The sequence below is a fragment of the Pseudomonas sp. GW823-FHT02C05 genome (genome assembly GCF_058797595.1).
This window is the reverse complement of the sequence record NZ_JBXAJU010000003.1, coordinates 657,058-675,357: the sequence shown is the minus strand read 5'-3', so window position 1 is coordinate 675,357 and position 18,300 is coordinate 657,058. Positions and strand designations below refer to the sequence as shown.

Here is an 18,300-nt window from a genome sequence, read left to right as displayed (position 1 = left end):
CGATATCTACACATGGCGAACGCGGTGCGCTCGTTCGCCGGCAAGTCGGCTCCTGCACAGATCTGCAGGAGCCGGGTTGCCGGCGAAAAGGCCACACCAATCAGGACAGGCGCACACCCGGCGTCAACGCGCTCGGCAGCACCAGGCTCGGGGTTTCCAGGGAAGCCACCGGGTACGCGCAGTAGTCCGCCGCGTAATAGGCACTGGCCCGATGGTTGCCCGAGGCCCCCACGCCACCGAATGGCGCGCTGCTGGCGGCGCCGGTCAACTGCTTGTTCCAGTTGACGATACCTGCTCGACTTTCCAGCCAGAACTGCTGGTAGCGCTCGGCGGAGTCCGACAACAGACCGGCCGCCAGGCCGTACTGAGTGTTGTTGGCCTCGGCGATCGCGTCATCGAAATCAGCGTAGCGGATCACTTGCAGCAACGGCCCGAACAGCTCCTCATCAGGGCGCTCGGCCACGGTGCTAACGTCCAGGATGCCCGGGGTCAGCAAGGCGGCCTGGGCCTGGGGCTGGGTCATTTCCAGCAAGGCTACGGCGCCGTTGGCCAACAGCTGCTGCTGCGCATCCATCAGTGCGCGGGCGGCGCCCAGGGAGATCACCGAGCCCATGAACGGCGCAGGCTGCTGGTCAAACGCGCCGACCTCGATGGTTGCGCTGACCGCCACCAGGCGCGCCAGCAACGTGTCACCCCAGGCGCCTTGCGGCACCAGCAGGCGACGGGCGCAAGTACAACGCTGACCGGCAGAAATGAAGGCGGACTGGATGATGGTGTACACCGCGGCGTCCAGGTCGGCGACCTGCTCCACCACCAGGGGGTTGTTGCCGCCCATTTCCAGGGCCAGGATCTTGTCCGGGCGCCCGGCGAACTGCTGGTGCAGATGATTGCCGGTGCGGCTGGAACCGGTGAAGAACAACCCATCGATCCCCGGATTGGCCGCCAGGGCGATACCGGTTTCCCGAGCGCCTTGCAGCAGGTTCAGCACACCTGCCGGCAGGCCGGCTTCGATCCAGCACTGTACCGTCAGCTCGGCGACTTTCGGCGTCAGCTCGCTGGGTTTGAACAGCACGCTGTTACCGGCCAGCAAAGCGGGAACGATGTGCCCGTTTGGCAGGTGGCCGGGGAAGTTGTAGGGGCCGAACACCGCCACCACACCGTGGGGCTTGTGCCGCAGCACGGCGGTGGCGTCGCCCAGCGGGCCGCTCTTCTCGCCGGTACGTTCGCGGTAGCTCTGCACCGAGATGGCGATCTTGTTGACCATGCTGGTGACTTCGGTGGCAGCTTCCCACAGCGGCTTGCCGGTTTCCTCGCCAATGCAGCGGGCCAGTTCGTCGGCACGGCTCTTCAGGCTGGCGGCAAAGGCTTCGAGCACGCTGACGCGCTCTTCCAGGGAACGCTTGGCCCAGGCCGGAAACGCCTGGCGGGCGGCCTGCACGGCGCTCTCCACTTGTGCGGCAGTGGCACCGTTACCCGACCAGATGACCGCCTGGGTCACCGGATTGACCGAGGTGAAGGCCTCGCCCTGACCGGCCAGCCATTGGCCGGCAATGTACAGCGTGCTCATTATTTCGACTCCCGAGAAGCAGACAGCGGAACCGCGCGGACCTGGTCGCCGGCGTTGAGTTGCAGGCGCTTGGCGGTCAGGGGATCGACCACCAGGGTGCCGGCGGCAAAGCGCGCCGGTGCCGCGGTGATGCGGCAGTCCTCGCGCTTGCGGTTGTGGATCAGGAACGGCGTGGCGTCGTCGCCCGGGGTGCCGATGGCCAGCACCAGCGCCTGGCTGTCACGCACTGCGCGGATCTTGCTGGTCTCGCACTCCACCGCCGGGCCGGCGTCGAAGATGTCGACATAGCCCTGGTAGCTGAAGCCTTCGCTCTTGAGCATGGCCAGCGCCGGCTCGGTGTCGGTGTGGACCTTGGCGATGACGTTGCGCGCATCTTCGGACAGGAAACAGGTATAGAGCGGGAACTTGGGCATCAGCTCGGCGATGAAGGCCTTGTTGCCGACACCGGTCAGGTAGTCGGCCTGGCTGAACTCCATCTTGAAGAAGTGCCGGCCCAGGCTTTCCCAGAACGGCGAGCGGCCATTCTCGTCGGACATGCCCCTCATCTCGGCAATGATCTTGTTGCCGAACAGCTGCGGGAACTCGGCGATGAACAGCATCCGCGCCTTGGCCAGCATGCGGCCGTTGAGGCCGGTGCGGTAATCGGCATGGAGGAACAGCGAGCACAGCTCGGAGTTGCCGGTCAGGTCATTGGCCAGGAACAGCGTGGGGATCTCGCGGTAGATGTTCAGCTCCTGGGAGGCGCTGACCGTCAGGCCCACCCGGAAGTTGTACCAGGGCTCGCGCAGGCCGACGGCGCCGGCGATGGCGGAAATGCCCACCACCCGGCCGTTGTCGTCTTCCAGCACGAACAGGTAGTCCGCATCGCCGCGCTCGGCTTCACCGCGAAAGGTCTTTTCCGCCCAGCCGACCCGGTGGGTCAGGCGCTCTTCGTTGGCCGGCAAGGTGGTGAGGCCAGTGCCGGTGCTGCGGGCCAGGTCGATCAGCGCGGGTAAATCGCTGCTGCGTACGGGACGAACGATCATGCTATCTCCTCAGACGCAGGCCGCTGGCGGCCTGCGCGAAACTCGCTGCTTCTAGGCTTGCTTTCCAGGTAGTGAAAGCAGGCGTTAAACCGCCACCAGGCGCACGCTGGCGCCTTCGCCGACGCCCAGGGCTTCGGCGGCTTGCAGGTCCAGGGTCACCGGTTTGCCCGGGGCGTAATCCAGCTCCAGCAACACGGCGCGGTAATCCTGCAACTGGCCGTTGGAGACCAGGTACTGACGGCCGCCGCCCTTGGCTGCTTCACCGATCTTCACCGGCACCACGCGGCTCTGGGCAATCGAGCGGATACCCGAGACCCGCGCATGCAAGGTCGGGCCACCGTCGAAGATGTCGATGTAGTGATCGGTTTCAAAACCTTCGCGCATCAGGATGTCGAAGGTGATCTGTGCCCGCGGGTGCACCTGGCCCATGGCTTCCTGGGCCGCATCCGGCAGCAGCGGCACGTAGATCGGGTAATGGGGCATCAGCTCGGCGAGGAAGGTCCGGCTTTTCAGGCCGCACAGGCGCTCGGCCTCGGCGTAGTTGAGGTCGAAGAAGTTGCGCCCGATGGCATCCCAGAACGGCGAGTCGCCATGCTCATCGCTGTAGCCGACGATCTCGGTCACCACCGAATCGGCGAAGCGCTCCGGGTGGCTGGCGACGAACAACAGGCGGCCGCGGGAGTTGAGCTCCGACCAGGCCGAGCCCACCAGCTCCGGTACCACGTAGAAACTGGTCAGCAGGCTGTTGCCGGTGAGGTCGTGGCACTGGGACAGGACGTGGATCTTGTTGTGGATCTTCAGCTCGCGGGAAGCGTGGACGAAGGTTTCGTTGCGAAAGCTGTAGAACGGCTCGGAGTAGCCGGCCGAGGCGACAATCGCCGAGCAGCCCACCAGCTTGCCGCTGTCGGTGTCTTCCAGGACGAAAAAGTAGCTCTCTTCACCGTTGAAGCTCACTTCAGCGGCGAACGAAGCCTCGCTTGCGGCGATCTTGTCGCTCAGGCGATCCACATCATCCGGCAAGGAGGTGACACCAATCGGGCTGTCTGCAGCCAGACGCTGTACCTCGCCCAGATCAGCCATTTGCGCGGGGCGCATCACCAGCATGGTGTCACTCCTTACTCTAAAACAGGTCGGAAACCGTCCGACTCAGGGAAAAAAATGCCGGGATAGCCCGGCACAGGAATTAGGCTCGACGCCGGCCGCAAAGGCCGGCGCCGAGAAGCACCGCCGCCCTGGATCAGGCTTGAGTCAATTTCGCCACGGCGCGCTCGAAGCGGTCCAGGCCCTGGTCGATATCGGCATCCTCGACCACCAGGCTCGGCGCGAAGCGCACCACGTCAGGGCCGGCTTGCAGGATCATCAGGCCTTCTTTCTCGGCCGCGTTGAACACGTCCTTGGCCTTGCCCTTCCAGGCCTCGCTGAGCACGCAGCCGAGCAACAGGCCCAGGCCGCGGACTTGCGTGAACAGGCCGTACTTCTCACCGATCTGCAACAGACGGGTCTTGAAGCGGTCGTGCTTGGCTTTCACACCATTGAGCACCTGTGGGGTGTTGATCACGTCGATCACCGCCTCGGCCACCGCACACGCCAGCGGATTGCCGCCGTAGGTGGTGCCGTGGGTGCCGACTACCAGGTGCTTGGCCAGCGCTTCGGTGGTCAGCATCGCCGCGATCGGGAAACCGCCGCCCAGGCTCTTGGCGCTGGTGAGGATATCCGGGATCACGCCGTAATGCTGATAGGCGAACAGCTCGCCGCTGCGGCCCATGCCGGTCTGCACTTCGTCGAACACCAGCAGCGCGTTGTGCTGGTCGCACAGCTCGCGGGCGCCTTGCAGGTAGGCCAGCTCGGCCGGCAGCACGCCGCCCTCGCCCTGGATCGGCTCCAGCACCACGGCGCAGGTCTTGTCGGAAACCGCGGCTTTCAGGGCGGCCAGATCGTTGTACGGCACATGGGTGATGCCGGTGATCTTCGGACCGAAGCCATCGGAGTACTTGGACTGGCCACCCACGTTCACGGTGAACAGGGTACGGCCGTGGAAGCTGTTCAGGGCGGCGATGATTTCGTACTTCTCGGCGCCGAAACGATCGTGAGCCACGCGACGGGCCAGCTTGAAGGCGGCCTCGTTGGCTTCTGCGCCGGAGTTGCAGAAGAACACGCGCTCGGCGAAGGTGGCGTCGATCAGCTTGTGGGCCAGGCGCAGGGCCGGCTCGTTGGTGAAGACGTTGGACACATGCCACAGCTTGCCCGCTTGCTCGGTCAGTGCGCCTACCAGGGCCGGATGGGCGTGACCCAGTACGTTGACCGCGATGCCGCCGGCGAAGTCGATCAGTTCCCGACCCGACTGATCCCATACTCGGGACCCCGCGCCACGCACAGGAATGAAGGCCGCAGGTGCGTAGTTGGGAACCATCACCTGGTCGAAATCGGCGCGTTGCACCGGAGCTTGCTCAACGGACATCGGAGTCTCCTGAAGAGGAACACCCGCCTGAAACTGGCGAGCGATGGAGGGATTGTAAGGACAGTTTTGTGCCCGGCCTTGTCGCCAAGCGACAACTTCTTATAGCGCCAACCCAGGTTTTAAGCGGGTTTATGGCAATGCGACAAATTGCGTCGCAAAGGCGCAGTTTAAACTGCGCACAGCCTCAGCGGCAGATTTGCCGGGCAATTTGCCCAAGGTAATTACCCAGGTAGTTACGAGGCGGGCAGCCCCAAATCTCGAAAAGGTTATCGACGTTACGACAAGAGGACGTCGAACGGGATTTTGCGGGCGAGCGGGTGGCCTGTGGGATTCGCCGGCAATCCGGCTCCTACAATACGGGGTCAACCGCGCTCCGAAGGCACGGAGGAGAGTTCGAACGGGCTGCTGCTGCGCCGCTGATTGCGATCTTCGCGCGGGGTGGCGCCAAAGAAGTTGCGGTAAGCGCTGGAGAAGTGCGGGCCGGAAGAGAAACCACAGGACAGGCCAATCTGAATGATCGACTTGCTGGTCTGCATCAGCATCTGCCGGGCCTTGTTCAGGCGCAGCTCCAGGTAATACTGGCTGGGCACGCGGTTCAGGTACTGCTTGAAGATCCGCTCCAACTGACGACGGGAAACACAGACGTGCTGGGCAATCTCGTCGGTGGTCAGCGGCTCCTCGATATTGGCCTCCATCAGCAGCACTGCCTGGGTCAGCTTCGGATGGCTGGAGCCCAGGCGATTTTGCAGCGGGATACGCTGGCGCTCGCCGCCTTCACGAATGCGCTCCACCACCAGTTCCTCGGACACCGCACCGGCCAGCTCGGCGCCATGATCCCGGGCCAGCACCGCCAGCAGCAAGTCCAGCACCGACATGCCACCGCACGCGGTCAGGCGATCACGGTCCCAGTCGAACAGATGGCTGGTGGCGATGACCTTGGGAAAACGCTCGGCGAAATCATCCTGCCAGCGCCAGTGCACCGCTGCCCGATAACCATCGAGCAACCCCAGTTGTGCCAAGGGGTAAACCCCGGCTGACAACCCACCAATCACACAGCCGGCACGCACCAGCTGCTTGAGGGCACTGCTCAAGCCGGAACTCATCGGCGCCGGCGGCTCGTCCGCCAGCAGGAACAGTTTCTGACAACCTTCCAGCTTGCCCGCCCAAGGCTCGCCCGGCAGTTGCCAGGCGCCTTCGGCCGGGGCCTCAGCCTGCAGGAAAGCCAGCTCATAGACCACTTCCGGGTGCACCCGCTGGGCAACACGCAAGGCCTCCTCAGCCAGCGCCAGCGTCAAGGCTTTAGTGCTGGGCCAAATCAGGAAACCAATTCGATGGGCAGTCATGGCGGGCAATCCGAAACGAAAACAAGGTGAGAAGCCAAGGGCGGCAGCACCAAGTTAGACCATCTGGCGCGCGGTGCGCAGCATGACCTAATTTGGTGCACAACGGCAGCTATTACTTGAGGCTGCCCGAGAGGAATTGTTGCAAACGTTCTGATTGCGGGTTCACCAGCACTTCACGCGGGTTGCCGCTCTCTTCCACCACACCCTTGTGCAGGAACACCAGCTGGTTGGACACCTCACGGGCAAAGCCCATTTCGTGGGTCACCACCACCATGGTCCGGCCTTCCTGGGCCAGGGCCTGCATGACCTTCAGGACGTCGCCCACCAGTTCCGGGTCCAGGGCCGAGGTCGGCTCGTCGAACAGCATGACTTCCGGTTCCATCGCCAGGGCCCGGGCAATCGCCACCCGTTGCTGCTCGCCACCGGACATGTGCCCCGGATAGGCATCCTTGCGGTGCGCCACACCGACCTTGGCCAGGTAGTGCTCGGCCTTCTCGCGAGCCTCGGCCTTGGACACACCCAGCACATGCACCGGCGCTTCCATGATGTTTTCAATCGCGGTCATGTGCGACCACAGGTTGAAATGCTGGAACACCATCGACAGGCGCGAGCGCATGCGCTGCAGCTGCTTGGGATCGGCGGCCTTCAAGGCGCCGTCCTTGTTGGCTACCAGCTTCAGCTCTTCGTTGTTCAGCAGGATCTTGCCCGCATGGGGCTGCTCCAGCAGGTTGATGCAGCGCAGGAATGTACTCTTGCCCGAGCCACTGGAGCCGATGATGCTGATTACATCGCCAGCTGCGGCCTTCAGGGACACGCCCTTGAGCACTTCGTGACTGCCATAGCGCTTATGCAGGTCTTGGACTTCAAGTTTGTACATGCGGTCGGTTCTCACAAAAACAGTCAGTCGTTGAGCAAGCGCCCGTGACGCAGCGCTTCGCGCCCCGCCACCTTGGCCAGCCAGAAACCGGGTTGGGCATAACGCAGCCGCTCAACGGCGAACAGCACGCCGCTGGTGCCAGCACACACCGTGCTGACCCGATCGGATAGGGGATCAATCACTTCAAAAACCGGCTCGCCCACCTCCACCCAGCTACCGGCCGGACGCAGAAAGCTCACCACGCCGGGGTGCGGCGCATACAGCAGTTGGGTGCCTTCGAAAGGCATGGCCTCGCAGGCTTCGCGCCCGGGGGCCGGCCAGTCACCGGCAATCAACCCCTGCTCGGCAAGAAACGCCAGGATGCCTTCGGCGTGCGCTTGGGCCTGAGGCCGCCCGGTGTCGGCCTGGCCGCCCAGCTCGAGGGTGGTTGCCAGGCAAGCCAAGGGGATCTGCGCTTCAGGGAACTGCCGCGACAGGCGCAACCAGGGCAACGAACAGGCTTCGTCGAACGAACTGCCACCGGAATCTTCCGCCAGCAGGCCGACCTTCACATCCAGGTGCGCGGCCAGGGAGCGCCACTGCGGCCAATGCTGCGGCAATGCATACATGTGCAGCGCCGCCTCGGCATCGCAATGCAGGTCCAGCACCACATCAGCGCTGCAGGCATGGCTCAGGAGCACCCGCTGCATGCCCTGCAACTGGCTGGACGCCGGCGGTAGCTCAGCCAGCACCTCGGCCATGGCCTGGCGAATCAGGCGCACATTGGCGTGCGGATCATCCCCCAGGCGCCCTTGCAGGCGCTGGCCGACCGGCTCGCTCAACTCGACGAAATCACGGTTGAAGTTCTTGCCGCTGCCAGCCTCGAAACGCCCCTGGTGATTGCCTTGCAGCAACTGGCCCAGGCCCAGCGGGTTGGCCACCGGCACCAGCTCGATGACGCCGTTGAGAGTCCCCTGGGCTTCCAGTTCGCCGAGGCGCTTCTTCAGCTCCCAGGCAGTACGCATGCCCGGCAACTCGTCAGCATGCAGGCTGGCCTGGATATAGGCCTTGCGCTCGCCGCTGCCGAAACGGAACACCGAGATATGCCGCTCGCTACCCAGGTGATTCCAGGGCAATGGATGATCGATGCGTTCCATATCAGTGCTTCCGCGGCGCCAGGTAGCGCAGCCAGCGGCCTTCGGCCAGCTTGAACAGGCGCACCAGGATAAAGGTCAGGCACAGGTAGAACACGCCGGCGGTGATGTAGGCCTCGAACGGCAGGTAGTACTGCGCGTTGACCGTCCGCGCCGCGCCGGTGATGTCGATCAGGGTCACGATGGACGCCAGACTGGTGGTCTGCAGCATCATGATCACTTCGTTGCTGTACTGCGGCAGTGCGCGGCGCAGAGCCGATGGCAAGAGAATGCGGCGATACATCTTGTAGCGCGACATGCCCATGGCCTTGGCCGCCTCGATCTCGCCATTGGGCGTGGCCTTGAGACTGCCGGCGATGATTTCCGCGGTGTAGGCGCTGGTGTTGATGGCAAAGGCGAGGCAGGCGCAGAAGGTCGCGCTGGACAGCCAGGGCCAGAGGAAACTCTCGCGCACCGCTTCGAACTGAGCCAGGCCGTAGTAGATCAGGAACAGCTGCACCAGCATTGGCGTGCCGCGGATCACATAGGTGTAGAGCCAGGCTGTCATGTTCACCAGCGGCTGCTTGGACACCCGCATCAGCCCCAGGGGCAGCGCCACCAGCAAACCGAAGAACAGCGACAGCGCCAGCAGTTTCAGGGTGGTCAGCAGGCCGCCGAAGTACAGCGGCAGGGCCTCATAGATGACGTTGTAGTCGAAGATCATAGATCAGCCGCCCTTACGCCTACCGAGTAGCGCTTCTCAAGGTAACGCAGTGCCAGCAACGAGACACTGGTGATCACCAGGTACATCGCCGCCACTGCAAGGAAGAAGGTGAATGGCTCGCGAGTGGCATCCGCCGCCTGCTTGGCCTTGAACATCATGTCTTGCAGGCCCACCACGGAAATCAGCGCGGTCGCCTTGGTCAGTACCAGCCAGTTGTTGGTGAAGCCGGGAATCGCCAGGCGAATCATCTGCGGCACCATCACCCGGAAGAACACCTGGAAGCTGCTCATGCCGTAGGCCATGCCGGCTTCCGCCTGCCCCTTGGGGATCGCCATGAAGGCGCCACGGAAGGTTTCGGAGAGGTAGGCACCGAAGATGAAGCCCAGGGTGCCGATACCGGCCGCCAGCGGATTGAGGTCGATGTAATCGTCATAACCCAGCAGCGGCGCCACCCGGTTGAGCAGATCCTGGCCACCGTAGAAGATCAGCAGGATCAGCACCAGGTCGGGAATACCGCGGATTACCGTGGAGTACAGGTCGCCCAGCCAGGCCAGCCAGCGCACCGGCGAGAGGCGCAGCGCAACCCCGATCAGACCCAGAACAATGGCCAGGGCCATGGACGACAAGGCGAGCTGAAGCGTCAGCCAAGCGCCATCGAGGATGACAGCCCCGTAGCCTTTCAACATGATTCAGGTCCTCGAAAATTGGGATGAAAAAATGGCGCAAACTTCAGAGACTCTGCTGCTTGCGCCATCTCGGACTGACTGATTCGACGGTCTTACTTGCCGTAGATGTCGAAGTCGAAGTACTTGTCCTGGATTTGCTTGTACTTGCCGTTCTCACGAATGGCAGCGATGGCGGCGTTGATCTTGTCCAGATCGGCCTTGTCGCCCTTGCGCACGGCGATCCCTACGCCGTCGCCGAAGTATTTGACGTCGGTGAAGGCCGGACCGACGAAGGCGAAGCCCTTGCCAGCGTCGGTCTTCAGGAAGCCGTCATTCAACAGGGTAGCGTCCGCCACGGTACCGTCGAGGCGACCGGCGGCCACATCCAGGTAGATTTCGTTCTGCGAGCCGTAAGGCTTGATCTGCGCACCCAGGGGAGCCAGCACTTCACGGGCGAAACGCTCGTGGATCGAACCGCGCTGCACGCCGATGTTCTTGCCCTTGAGCTCGGCCAGGCCGTCGCTGATCTGGGTACCGGCCTTCATCACCAGACGCGCCGGGGTGTTGTAGTACTTGTTGGTGAAGTCCACGGATTTCTTGCGATCGTCAGTGATCGACATGGACGAGAGGATGGCGTCGATCTTGCGAACCTTCAGTGCCGGGATCAGGCCGTCGAACTCTTGCTCGACCCAGACACACTTGACCTTCATCTCTTCGCACAGGGCGTTGCCGATGTCGTAGTCGAAACCGACGATGCTGCCGTCCGGCGCCTTGGAGGCAAACGGAGGGTAAGCCGCTTCGATACCAATTTTCAGCGGCTTTTCATCGGCGAAAGTCGGCAGGGACAGCACGGACAGTGCCAGGGCGCCAAGAAGCACGAGTTTCTTCATCTTAGAACTCCATCGGTAAAGGGCGAAAACGGCAGAGTGAGCGACAGCCCAATATGCGAATGGGTGAAACAGCAAGTAGCGGCGCTGCGGCCCGGGCAGCCCGCAGGGGGCTCACACACAGGCAACGACGAGCGAGTGACCGGCATTCTAACGACAGGCTGGAAGCCGATATTTCCTCAATGCGACAACAAATTACAGAAGCATCGAGAATGCCTGGCTAGCGCATTGACAGCTCTTCAATTCTATGCAAGAGCGAAAGACGGGGAACCGATCTATGCTGCAAATTGCGGGCCTATTATTGGCAAAGCCTTCTATTCCGGCAAGCGCAGCGTGATGACTTATTTTTTATAAGGATATAAAAGGCCCTGAAATGGGGCCCGGCGTTTCCCATTGCCCCGAAATTAGGCGCAAGGTTACATCTTCGGCCGTACCGGTAACATTCGGATACACCGAACGGATAAATCCGATATTTATTCGCCCCTTCTTCGCGGGCAAGCCGGCACCTGCAACAGCCACGCAGAGGGCTTTGCGGCCCATCGCCACCGCACAAAAAAGCCCCGCCCGGCACAGGGCCGGGCGGGGCTGGGTGACTCGAAAACCGCCTCAGGCGACGTTCATGGTCTTGTGGGTATCGATCAGGTGCTGCACCACACTCGGGTCAGCCAGGGTCGAGATATCGCCCAGACCGTCGTACTCCGCCGTGGCGATCTTGCGCAGAATCCGCCGCATGATCTTCCCGGAACGAGTTTTCGGCAGGCCCGGCGCCCATTGGATGACGTCCGGCGAGGCGATCGGCCCGATTTCCTTGCGCACCCAGTTCTTCAATTCCAGGCGCAGGGCTTCGTTCGGCTCTTCGCCACCATTGAGGGTCACATAGACGTAGATGCCCTGCCCCTTGATGTCGTGAGGCACGCCCACCACCGCCGCTTCGGCGACCTTCGGGTGCGCAACCATGGCGCTTTCGATTTCGGCGGTACCCATGCGGTGCCCGGAGACGTTGAGCACATCATCCACCCGACCGGTGATCCAGTAGTAGCCATCTTCGTCGCGACGGGCGCCGTCACCGGTGAAATACATGCCACGGAAAGTCTTGAAGTAGGTATCGACGAAACGATCGTGGTCGCGGTACAGGGTCCGTGCCTGGCCTGGCCACGAGTCGAGAATCACCAGGTTGCCCTCGGCCGCGCCCTCGATGATGTTGCCCAGGTTATCCACCAGGGCCGGCACCACGCCGAAGAACGGACGCGCTGCGGAACCCGGCTTCAAGGCATGCGCCCCCGGCAGCGGGCTCATGAGGGTGGCGCCGGTCTCGGTCTGCCACCAGGTGTCGACGATCGGGCAGCGGGACTGACCGACGTTCTTGTAGTACCAGTCCCAGGCTTCCGGGTTGATCGGCTCGCCCACCGAACCCAGCAGGCGCAGGCTGCTGCCATCGGCGCCTTCGCAGGCAGCGGTGCCCGAAGCCATCATGGCGCGGATTGCGGTCGGTGCGGTGTAGAGGATGTTGACCTTGTGCTTGTCGACGATCTTCGCCACCCGAGTGACATCCGGGTAGTTCGGCACACCCTCGAACAGCACGGTGGTGGCGCCGTTGGCCAGCGGGCCGTAGACAATATAGGTGTGGCCGGTGACCCAGCCGACGTCGGCGGTGCACCAGTAGACTTCGCCCGGGCGGTAGTCGAACACCCGCTCATGGGTCAGCGACGCATACAGCAGGTAGCCGCCGGTGGTGTGCTGCACGCCCTTGGGCTTGCCGGTGGAACCGGAGGTATAGAGGATGAACAGCGCTTCTTCGGCGCCCATCTCTTTCGGCGCGCAGACGCTGCCGGCGACTTTCATCAAGTCTTCGTACCAGATGTCGCGGTGCTGGTTCCACTTGATGTTGCCACCGGTGCGCTTGCACACGATGACCTTCTGAATGCTGCTGGTTTCCGGGTTGGTCAGGGCATCGTCGACATTGGCCTTGAGCGGCACTTTCTTGCCGGCACGGATACCTTCGTCGGCAGTGATCACCACCTTGGAGCGGCAGTCGATGATGCGCCCGGCCAAGGCTTCAGGGGAGAAGCCGCCGAACACCACCGAGTGGATCGCGCCAATGCGGGTACAGGCCAGCATGGCCACCACCGCCTCGGGAATCATCGGCATATAGATAGTCACCACGTCGCCACGGTGCACGTCCTGGCCACGCAGGGCGTTGGCGAACTTGCAGACTTCCTCATGCAGTTCGCGGTAGGTGATGTTGCGGCTTTCGGAAGGATCGTCGCCTTCCCAGATGATCGCGATCTGATCACCGCGCTCGGCGAGATGGCGATCCAGGCAGTTGTAGGAGACGTTCAGGGTGCCGTCGGCGAACCACTTGATATCGACATGGTGATCGTCGAAGGAGGTCTGCTTCACCGTGGTAAAAGGCTTGATCCAGTCGAGACGCTTGGCCTGTTCGCGCCAGAAACCGTCCGGGTTCACGACCGACTGCTGGTACATGGCCTTGTAGGTCGCCTCGTCAGTCAGCGTATTGGCCAAAACCTCGGGACGAACGGGATACAGAGAAGCCGCACTCATCTTTCTTACCTCGGTGACATAGTTGTTTTTGTATGACCCCGTTGTAGCCGGGGGGCGTCTATAGAACCATTCGACGATGGTAGTAACAACCCCCTGCGAAATACCCCTTCATTTGCCAAAGCCCTTCAAGAATGCGCCTTACAGCGATATCCACCCTACCCAAAAAAGTTCCAGCCAGCTGCCAAACAGCCCTTTTTCGGCGATTGTTACAAAAACTGTCAAAGGTGTTTATCAAAAGTACGCCTATATGACTGCGGCCCCCGCGCCTAAAATCTGCCTCGCCCAACAGGCAATCTGATTAACCAAGTTGCAGCCCCCACGAAGGCAGTTAATCAAACTTCTACTCAAGTTCCACACGCAGCCCCATAAAGGCTGCGTGACCTCACACGACCTTAGAAAGGTAAAACGCAAATGAAAGCTTTATTAGTTCTGGCCCTCAGCAGTCTGTGCGTAACCGCGATGGCTGATGAGATCCCGACTGATGTCGCCAACCAGCAAGTACCGGTAGAGGAATACACTTACTCGACTGATCTGGATATCGCCAAAGTTATCTCCATGAGCGAAGTTCCAGAAGTATGCGAAGTTGTACCAGCGCGCATGGAATATGAAGACTCCCACGGCCAGCGGCATATTCTTCAATATCGCGTAATGGGCAACGGTTGCTCTAACGGCTAATAGCAAAGTTCATTGCACATACCTTGATGACTGCCGGCCGCAAGAAATCCCTCTTGCGGCACAGAAGCCTGGTGACTACCCACCCATGGGCAGCAAAAGGCCTCAGCCTGACGACGTGCGAGCCCGGCAATCGCACGCACCTTTCCTCCTGAGGTTGATGGCCTCCTCATGGCACCGCCCACGACCTTGCGAGCAACTCCAGCGACGGCTTCGACGGAGGAAATCCGACCACCCCCTGAAGACCTGCTCCAAGAGATTTCCCAAGGCAAGACCGAGCGATTCGAGTTGTGTTCAAAACCTCAAAAAGGCTTGCAAAAACACAACATCTAGTAAAATTGGCTATTTTTTGGCCATTTCCGGCTGTTTTTTTCAAGCGTGAAAAAAAATCTTCAACCGCCAAAGCCTTGTAAACCCGCGCTCTGCTCCAAGTCCCCCCCCCTTCTCGGGCTCGCCTGCGCCCATCGGTCGCCCCACGCCCCCGAAAATATCCTTATAATGCGTCCTCAAAACGGGCCTGCAACATTCCCTTACCGGATGAAAACGACCTGCTGAATCCTGCGCAGGAGCTGGCACGCCAAGCTCCGCCCGACAGCGGTCACCAGGCACCCGGACACGTATTTCTGTTTATTGCCTGCGTTCACTGCTGCAACAAACGATTTCCAATGATTTAACGCGGCCAGCGTGCCGTGTGAAAAACCACCCCTTTTGTTTTCACACGGGCATCTGGCCCTCGAGCAGGAGACGACACGTCATGCTGAGCTGGGACGAATTCGACAAAGAAGAAGGTGAAGTTGCGGTCAAAGGCGCCAACGCCGGCCACGCTACTGAAGCCAACATGGACCGCCTCGACAGCGCCGGTGGCGCCGCCGCTCTTGAAGCCCGCGCCGTGACCGCCAGCGACTCCGCGGCCGTTGCCCGCGCCAAGGCGTCTCTGGATCAGCTCGACATCGCCGAAGGCCTGGCTGAACTGGAAGGTTCTTCCGCCCGTGTCGCGGTTGACGAGAAGCGCATGATCAACTGCCGCGCCGACCTCAACCAGCTGGTGCCGTTCAAGTATGACTGGGCCTGGCAGAAGTACCTCGACGGCTGCGCCAACCACTGGATGCCGCAAGAGGTCAACATGACCGCCGACATCGCCCTGTGGAAAAACCCGGAAGGCCTGACCGACGACGAGCGTCGCATCGTCATGCGCAACCTGGGCTTCTTCTCCACCGCCGACTCCCTGGTTGCCAACAACCTGGTACTGGCCGTGTACCGCCTGATCACCAACCCGGAATGCCGCCAGTACATCCTGCGCCAGGCGTTCGAAGAGGCGATCCACACCCACGCCTACCAGTATTGCATCGAATCGCTGGCCATGGATGAAGGCGAGATCTTCAACATGTACCACGAGATTCCATCGGTCGCGAAGAAAGCCGCCTGGGGCCTGAAGTACACCCGTTCGATCTCCGATCCGAAGTTCGAAACCGGCACCGTCGACACCGACAAGGAACTGCTGCGCAACCTGATCGCCTACTACTGCGTTCTGGAAGGCATCTTCTTCTACTGCGGCTTCACCCAGATCCTGTCCATGGGCCGTCGCAACAAAATGACCGGTGTCGCCGAGCAGTTCCAGTACATCCTGCGCGACGAATCCATGCACCTGAACTTCGGCATCGACGTGATCAACCAGATCAAGATCGAAAACCCGCACCTGTGGGATGCCGAGATGAAGGAAGAAGCGACCCAGATGATCCTCCAGGGCACCCAACTGGAAATCGAATACGCTCGCGACACCATGCCGCGCGGCGTACTGGGCATGAACGCCGCGATGATGGAGGACTACCTCAAGTTCATCGCCAACCGTCGCCTGTCGCAGATCGGCCTGAAGGAAGAGTACCCGGGTACCACCAACCCGTTCCCATGGATGAGCGAGATCATGGACTTGAAGAAAGAGAAGAACTTCTTCGAGACCCGCGTGATCGAGTATCAGACTGGCGGCGCCTTGAGCTGGGATTGATTCCCGGATCAATGACACAAACAAGAAGCCCTGACTTGGTCAGGGCTTTTTTATTGGCCGCACCAATGTACACAGGGACTGGCTCATCAAAGTACGTGCAGGCTGCATGACCTGCCGCTATAAAGAACCCTCTTCCGCTTAAGGATCAAAGCGCCCATGAAATTCGATACCGCGTACTGCATCAGCCTCGACGACAAGTTGTCGATCTATGACGTGCGTGATCTGAATTTCGATGAAACCCTGGTCTTCGATTCGGCCAGGGAAAGTTTCCAGTGCCCCAACGATGAATGCCGCGCAGCGTTCGATAGCACTAATCAACTGGGCACTTTCAACGCCAAGAACGTCAACTACATCCGCACGCCGCATTTCAAGAACCTGCCCGCCACGCTTCATATGGAAGGATGCCCTTATGGGGTCAGCAAAAGCGCCGGTAGCGTGGAAGGCACCGCGACCGAAGAGGAACGCGAGGAGCATTTCCCCTCGGAGCTGCTCTTAAGCCGCCGTGAATACGTGCGCAAGCCGGCCAGCCCCCAAGCGGCAGTGGATGCCCCACAGGACACTCCGCCAGCCGCTACGGCCAGTTCGCACAAACCCCATGCCGGGCGCGACACTACCCCGGACAAGACCAGCGTCTTCGCCCACCCGGTGGAGTGCTTTGTGTCGAACATCGACGACAAGGAACTGCTCAAGCGCATGCCGCTGAAGGTCGGCGAACACACGGCCAGCTACGCCTCGTTCTTCAAGAAGATCGAGTACCTGCTGGACAACAAGGGGCTTATCTACTGGGGCAAGATCAAGGAGATCAAGGACTACACCCAAAGCTTTCGCATCGATTTCGAGCAGAAAGTCTGGTTCAAGGCAGAGGGCGAAACCAAGAAGAAGCCCTACTCGGTCAATGTCTACCTGAGCAAGAAGCTGATCGACAGCTACCGCAAGCGCAAAGCCTTCCTCGAGGAGATCAAGGGCGCCGCCGACAGCCAGCGGGAGCTGTACTGTTTCTTCTATGGCGTGACGCCGGCGCTCAAGCAAGTGCCGAGCAAGAAAGACCCCGAGTCGACCTTCGGGGTCTTCAGCGCCAATATCGAGAACCTGGATCACTTCGTGATCCGTGAGGCGCCGGGGCTGGAAGCAAAATAACCTCCTTCGGTTTCAATGCTTGGGCAGCTCCAGAGCGACGGCCCCGGGGTGCTTCCTGACCAACGCATACGGCAGCACCGACCACTCAGGCCCGTCACAGGCCCGCGCTACCCGAGGAAAGTAGGCCTTGAGGAACAGCCCCTTGGGAGTGAAGTACCAACTGTTATCGCCCCAGACGCTCTCGTCGCTGTAGTTGCAGCCCTCGTCGGGGTCGGTCGGCTCGCGCATCTTGCCGGGGTACAAGGCGCGAAACTGCTGGACCAGCCAGGGTGCCAGTTTTTCCTGGGTGTATTCGTAGAGGCCTGTGCGCTCCGCTTCGGTGAGACGAGTGTCCCCTTTGCCATTGCGGTCGCTGTGCAATAGCGGTTTGCCTTGCCCCACCCAGAGCACATCGGACAGTGACAACGGGTGGCCACTGTTCACGTCGATATTCATGGGGGAGTCGCCAAAGTCCGGGTGAGCACCGCCGCAGGAATAGCTGGTGGAGATATTCACGCTCAGTACCGCCGGTGAGAAGAACTGTGGTTTTACCGTCTGCATGAATTCGCCCTCCTGGGAGCCGGCTCCCAGCAGGCACTCGTGGTAGGCGCTCACCTCGCGCCACAGACGCTCCATCAACAACTGATTGAGACGCTGTTGCTGAGCTTCCGGGTAACCGCCGACCACCTTGAACATCGACAGCTTCGACCCTGGCTCGCTCCACCATTGCAGGGTGTAACCCATGAAGCTCTGCTGCTTGCCCTGCTTGAGGGCCAGGCCTTGCAGGCGCAGGTATTCGTACAGATCATTCGGATAAAGCTGCGCCAGATAGGGCAACGCATCCGGCTTGGGCGCCTCAGCCTTGGCCGTGGACAACTGCACATCGAGAGTCTTGCCCTTGGAGTCCTGCCACTGCCCCTGCCAGCCATCGGCAGTTTGCTGCAACTTGAAGGTGGGCAGGGCCGCCTGCTCATCGTCAGGGCGGCCTCCTCCCTCCCGCAGCTCCAGCGCCTGCCCGACAAGCGTGCCGTTGAGTGCCAGATCATGGTGATACTTCTGATAGAAATATCGCCCTGTGACGTCCTTGGGATCGCCGGTATTGATTTCCAGCACAATCGGCATCTTGCCCAGAGTGCCGCTGAGAACCTGTCGAGAGGGCGAGGCCTGCAGGCCCTGAAGGTAGATACATAGCAACAGGGCACCGAGGATCTGGCGCATCAATCCGTTGAACATGGAAACTCCCTTGCATGAAAAGGCCGCCAGCGTCGTCAGCAGCGCCTGGGCCTGTGG

15 protein-coding genes are annotated in these 18,300 nt (G+C 61.3%); 3 read left to right on the top strand and 12 right to left on the bottom strand.

The window, feature by feature from the left end; translation table 11 throughout:
• Nucleotides 1-100 precede the first annotated feature (100 nt).
• From astD to acs, 11 genes are all read right to left on the bottom strand, one after another.
• Complete coding sequence (gene astD / locus AC1RGE_RS19495) at nucleotides 101-1,570, bottom strand: succinylglutamate-semialdehyde dehydrogenase (RefSeq protein ID WP_492584973.1); 1,470 nt, start codon at nucleotides 1,568-1,570, stop codon at nucleotides 101-103.
• On the bottom strand, nucleotides 1,567-2,592 hold the full coding sequence (gene astA / locus AC1RGE_RS19490) for an arginine N-succinyltransferase (RefSeq protein WP_015636679.1): 1,026 nt from the start codon (nucleotides 2,590-2,592) through the stop codon (nucleotides 1,567-1,569). Before astA ends, astD begins: the two co-directional genes overlap by 4 nt.
• An 84-nt stretch (nucleotides 2,593-2,676) precedes the next feature.
• Nucleotides 2,677-3,696, bottom strand: coding sequence for an arginine/ornithine succinyltransferase subunit alpha (gene aruF, locus AC1RGE_RS19485; protein WP_011062770.1), 1,020 nt, complete (start codon nucleotides 3,694-3,696; stop codon nucleotides 2,677-2,679).
• A 133-nt stretch (nucleotides 3,697-3,829) separates the two neighbouring features.
• Nucleotides 3,830-5,050 carry an aspartate aminotransferase family protein gene (locus AC1RGE_RS19480; RefSeq protein ID WP_492584862.1) on the bottom strand — a complete coding sequence of 407 codons (1,221 nt, stop codon included), beginning with the start codon at nucleotides 5,048-5,050 and terminating at the stop codon, nucleotides 3,830-3,832.
• Nucleotides 5,051-5,412: 362 nt separating this feature from the next.
• Nucleotides 5,413-6,393, bottom strand: a complete 981-nt coding sequence (argR, locus tag AC1RGE_RS19475) for a transcriptional regulator ArgR (RefSeq protein ID WP_011062772.1) — start codon at nucleotides 6,391-6,393, stop codon at nucleotides 5,413-5,415.
• Between the two features lie 112 nt (nucleotides 6,394-6,505).
• Nucleotides 6,506-7,270, bottom strand: coding sequence for an ABC transporter ATP-binding protein (locus AC1RGE_RS19470; protein ID WP_011062773.1), 765 nt, complete (start codon nucleotides 7,268-7,270; stop codon nucleotides 6,506-6,508).
• A gap of 23 nt (nucleotides 7,271-7,293) precedes the next feature.
• Nucleotides 7,294-8,406: a succinylglutamate desuccinylase/aspartoacylase family protein gene (locus AC1RGE_RS19465; protein ID WP_019093133.1), complete on the bottom strand. Its 1,113-nt coding sequence runs from the start codon at nucleotides 8,404-8,406 to the stop codon at nucleotides 7,294-7,296.
• A gap of 1 nt (nucleotide 8,407) precedes the next feature.
• Nucleotides 8,408-9,106: an ABC transporter permease gene (locus tag AC1RGE_RS19460; RefSeq protein ID WP_011062775.1), complete on the bottom strand. Its 699-nt coding sequence runs from the start codon at nucleotides 9,104-9,106 to the stop codon at nucleotides 8,408-8,410.
• Complete coding sequence (locus tag AC1RGE_RS19455) at nucleotides 9,103-9,792, bottom strand: ABC transporter permease (protein WP_011062776.1); 690 nt, start codon at nucleotides 9,790-9,792, stop codon at nucleotides 9,103-9,105. Before AC1RGE_RS19455 ends, AC1RGE_RS19460 begins: the two co-directional genes overlap by 4 nt.
• A gap of 92 nt (nucleotides 9,793-9,884) precedes the next feature.
• Nucleotides 9,885-10,661: an ABC transporter substrate-binding protein gene (locus AC1RGE_RS19450; protein WP_011062777.1), complete on the bottom strand. Its 777-nt coding sequence runs from the start codon at nucleotides 10,659-10,661 to the stop codon at nucleotides 9,885-9,887.
• A 603-nt stretch (nucleotides 10,662-11,264) separates the two neighbouring features.
• Nucleotides 11,265-13,220 carry an acetate--CoA ligase gene (gene acs, locus AC1RGE_RS19445; protein WP_011062778.1) on the bottom strand — a complete coding sequence of 652 codons (1,956 nt, stop codon included), beginning with the start codon at nucleotides 13,218-13,220 and terminating at the stop codon, nucleotides 11,265-11,267.
• A gap of 411 nt (nucleotides 13,221-13,631) precedes the next feature.
• Between acs and AC1RGE_RS19440 the strand changes: the two genes are divergently transcribed.
• The 3 genes from AC1RGE_RS19440 (at nucleotide 13,632) to AC1RGE_RS19430 (ending at nucleotide 17,031) form a co-directional block, all read left to right on the top strand.
• Nucleotides 13,632-13,895 (top strand): DUF2790 domain-containing protein, encoded by a 264-nt coding sequence (locus AC1RGE_RS19440; RefSeq protein WP_011062779.1) that lies wholly within the window; start codon nucleotides 13,632-13,634, stop codon nucleotides 13,893-13,895.
• A 751-nt stretch (nucleotides 13,896-14,646) separates the two neighbouring features.
• Nucleotides 14,647-15,894, top strand: a complete 1,248-nt coding sequence (locus AC1RGE_RS19435; RefSeq protein WP_011062780.1) for a ribonucleotide-diphosphate reductase subunit beta — start codon at nucleotides 14,647-14,649, stop codon at nucleotides 15,892-15,894.
• 156 nt (nucleotides 15,895-16,050) lie between these two features.
• Nucleotides 16,051-17,031 (top strand): hypothetical protein, encoded by a 981-nt coding sequence (locus AC1RGE_RS19430; protein WP_236184036.1) that lies wholly within the window; start codon nucleotides 16,051-16,053, stop codon nucleotides 17,029-17,031.
• Nucleotides 17,032-17,043: 12 nt separating this feature from the next.
• Here the strand turns inward: AC1RGE_RS19430 and AC1RGE_RS19425 are convergent, their stop codons facing one another.
• Nucleotides 17,044-18,243 carry a hypothetical protein gene (locus tag AC1RGE_RS19425; protein ID WP_492584860.1) on the bottom strand — a complete coding sequence of 400 codons (1,200 nt, stop codon included), beginning with the start codon at nucleotides 18,241-18,243 and terminating at the stop codon, nucleotides 17,044-17,046.
• Nucleotides 18,244-18,300 lie beyond the last annotated feature (57 nt).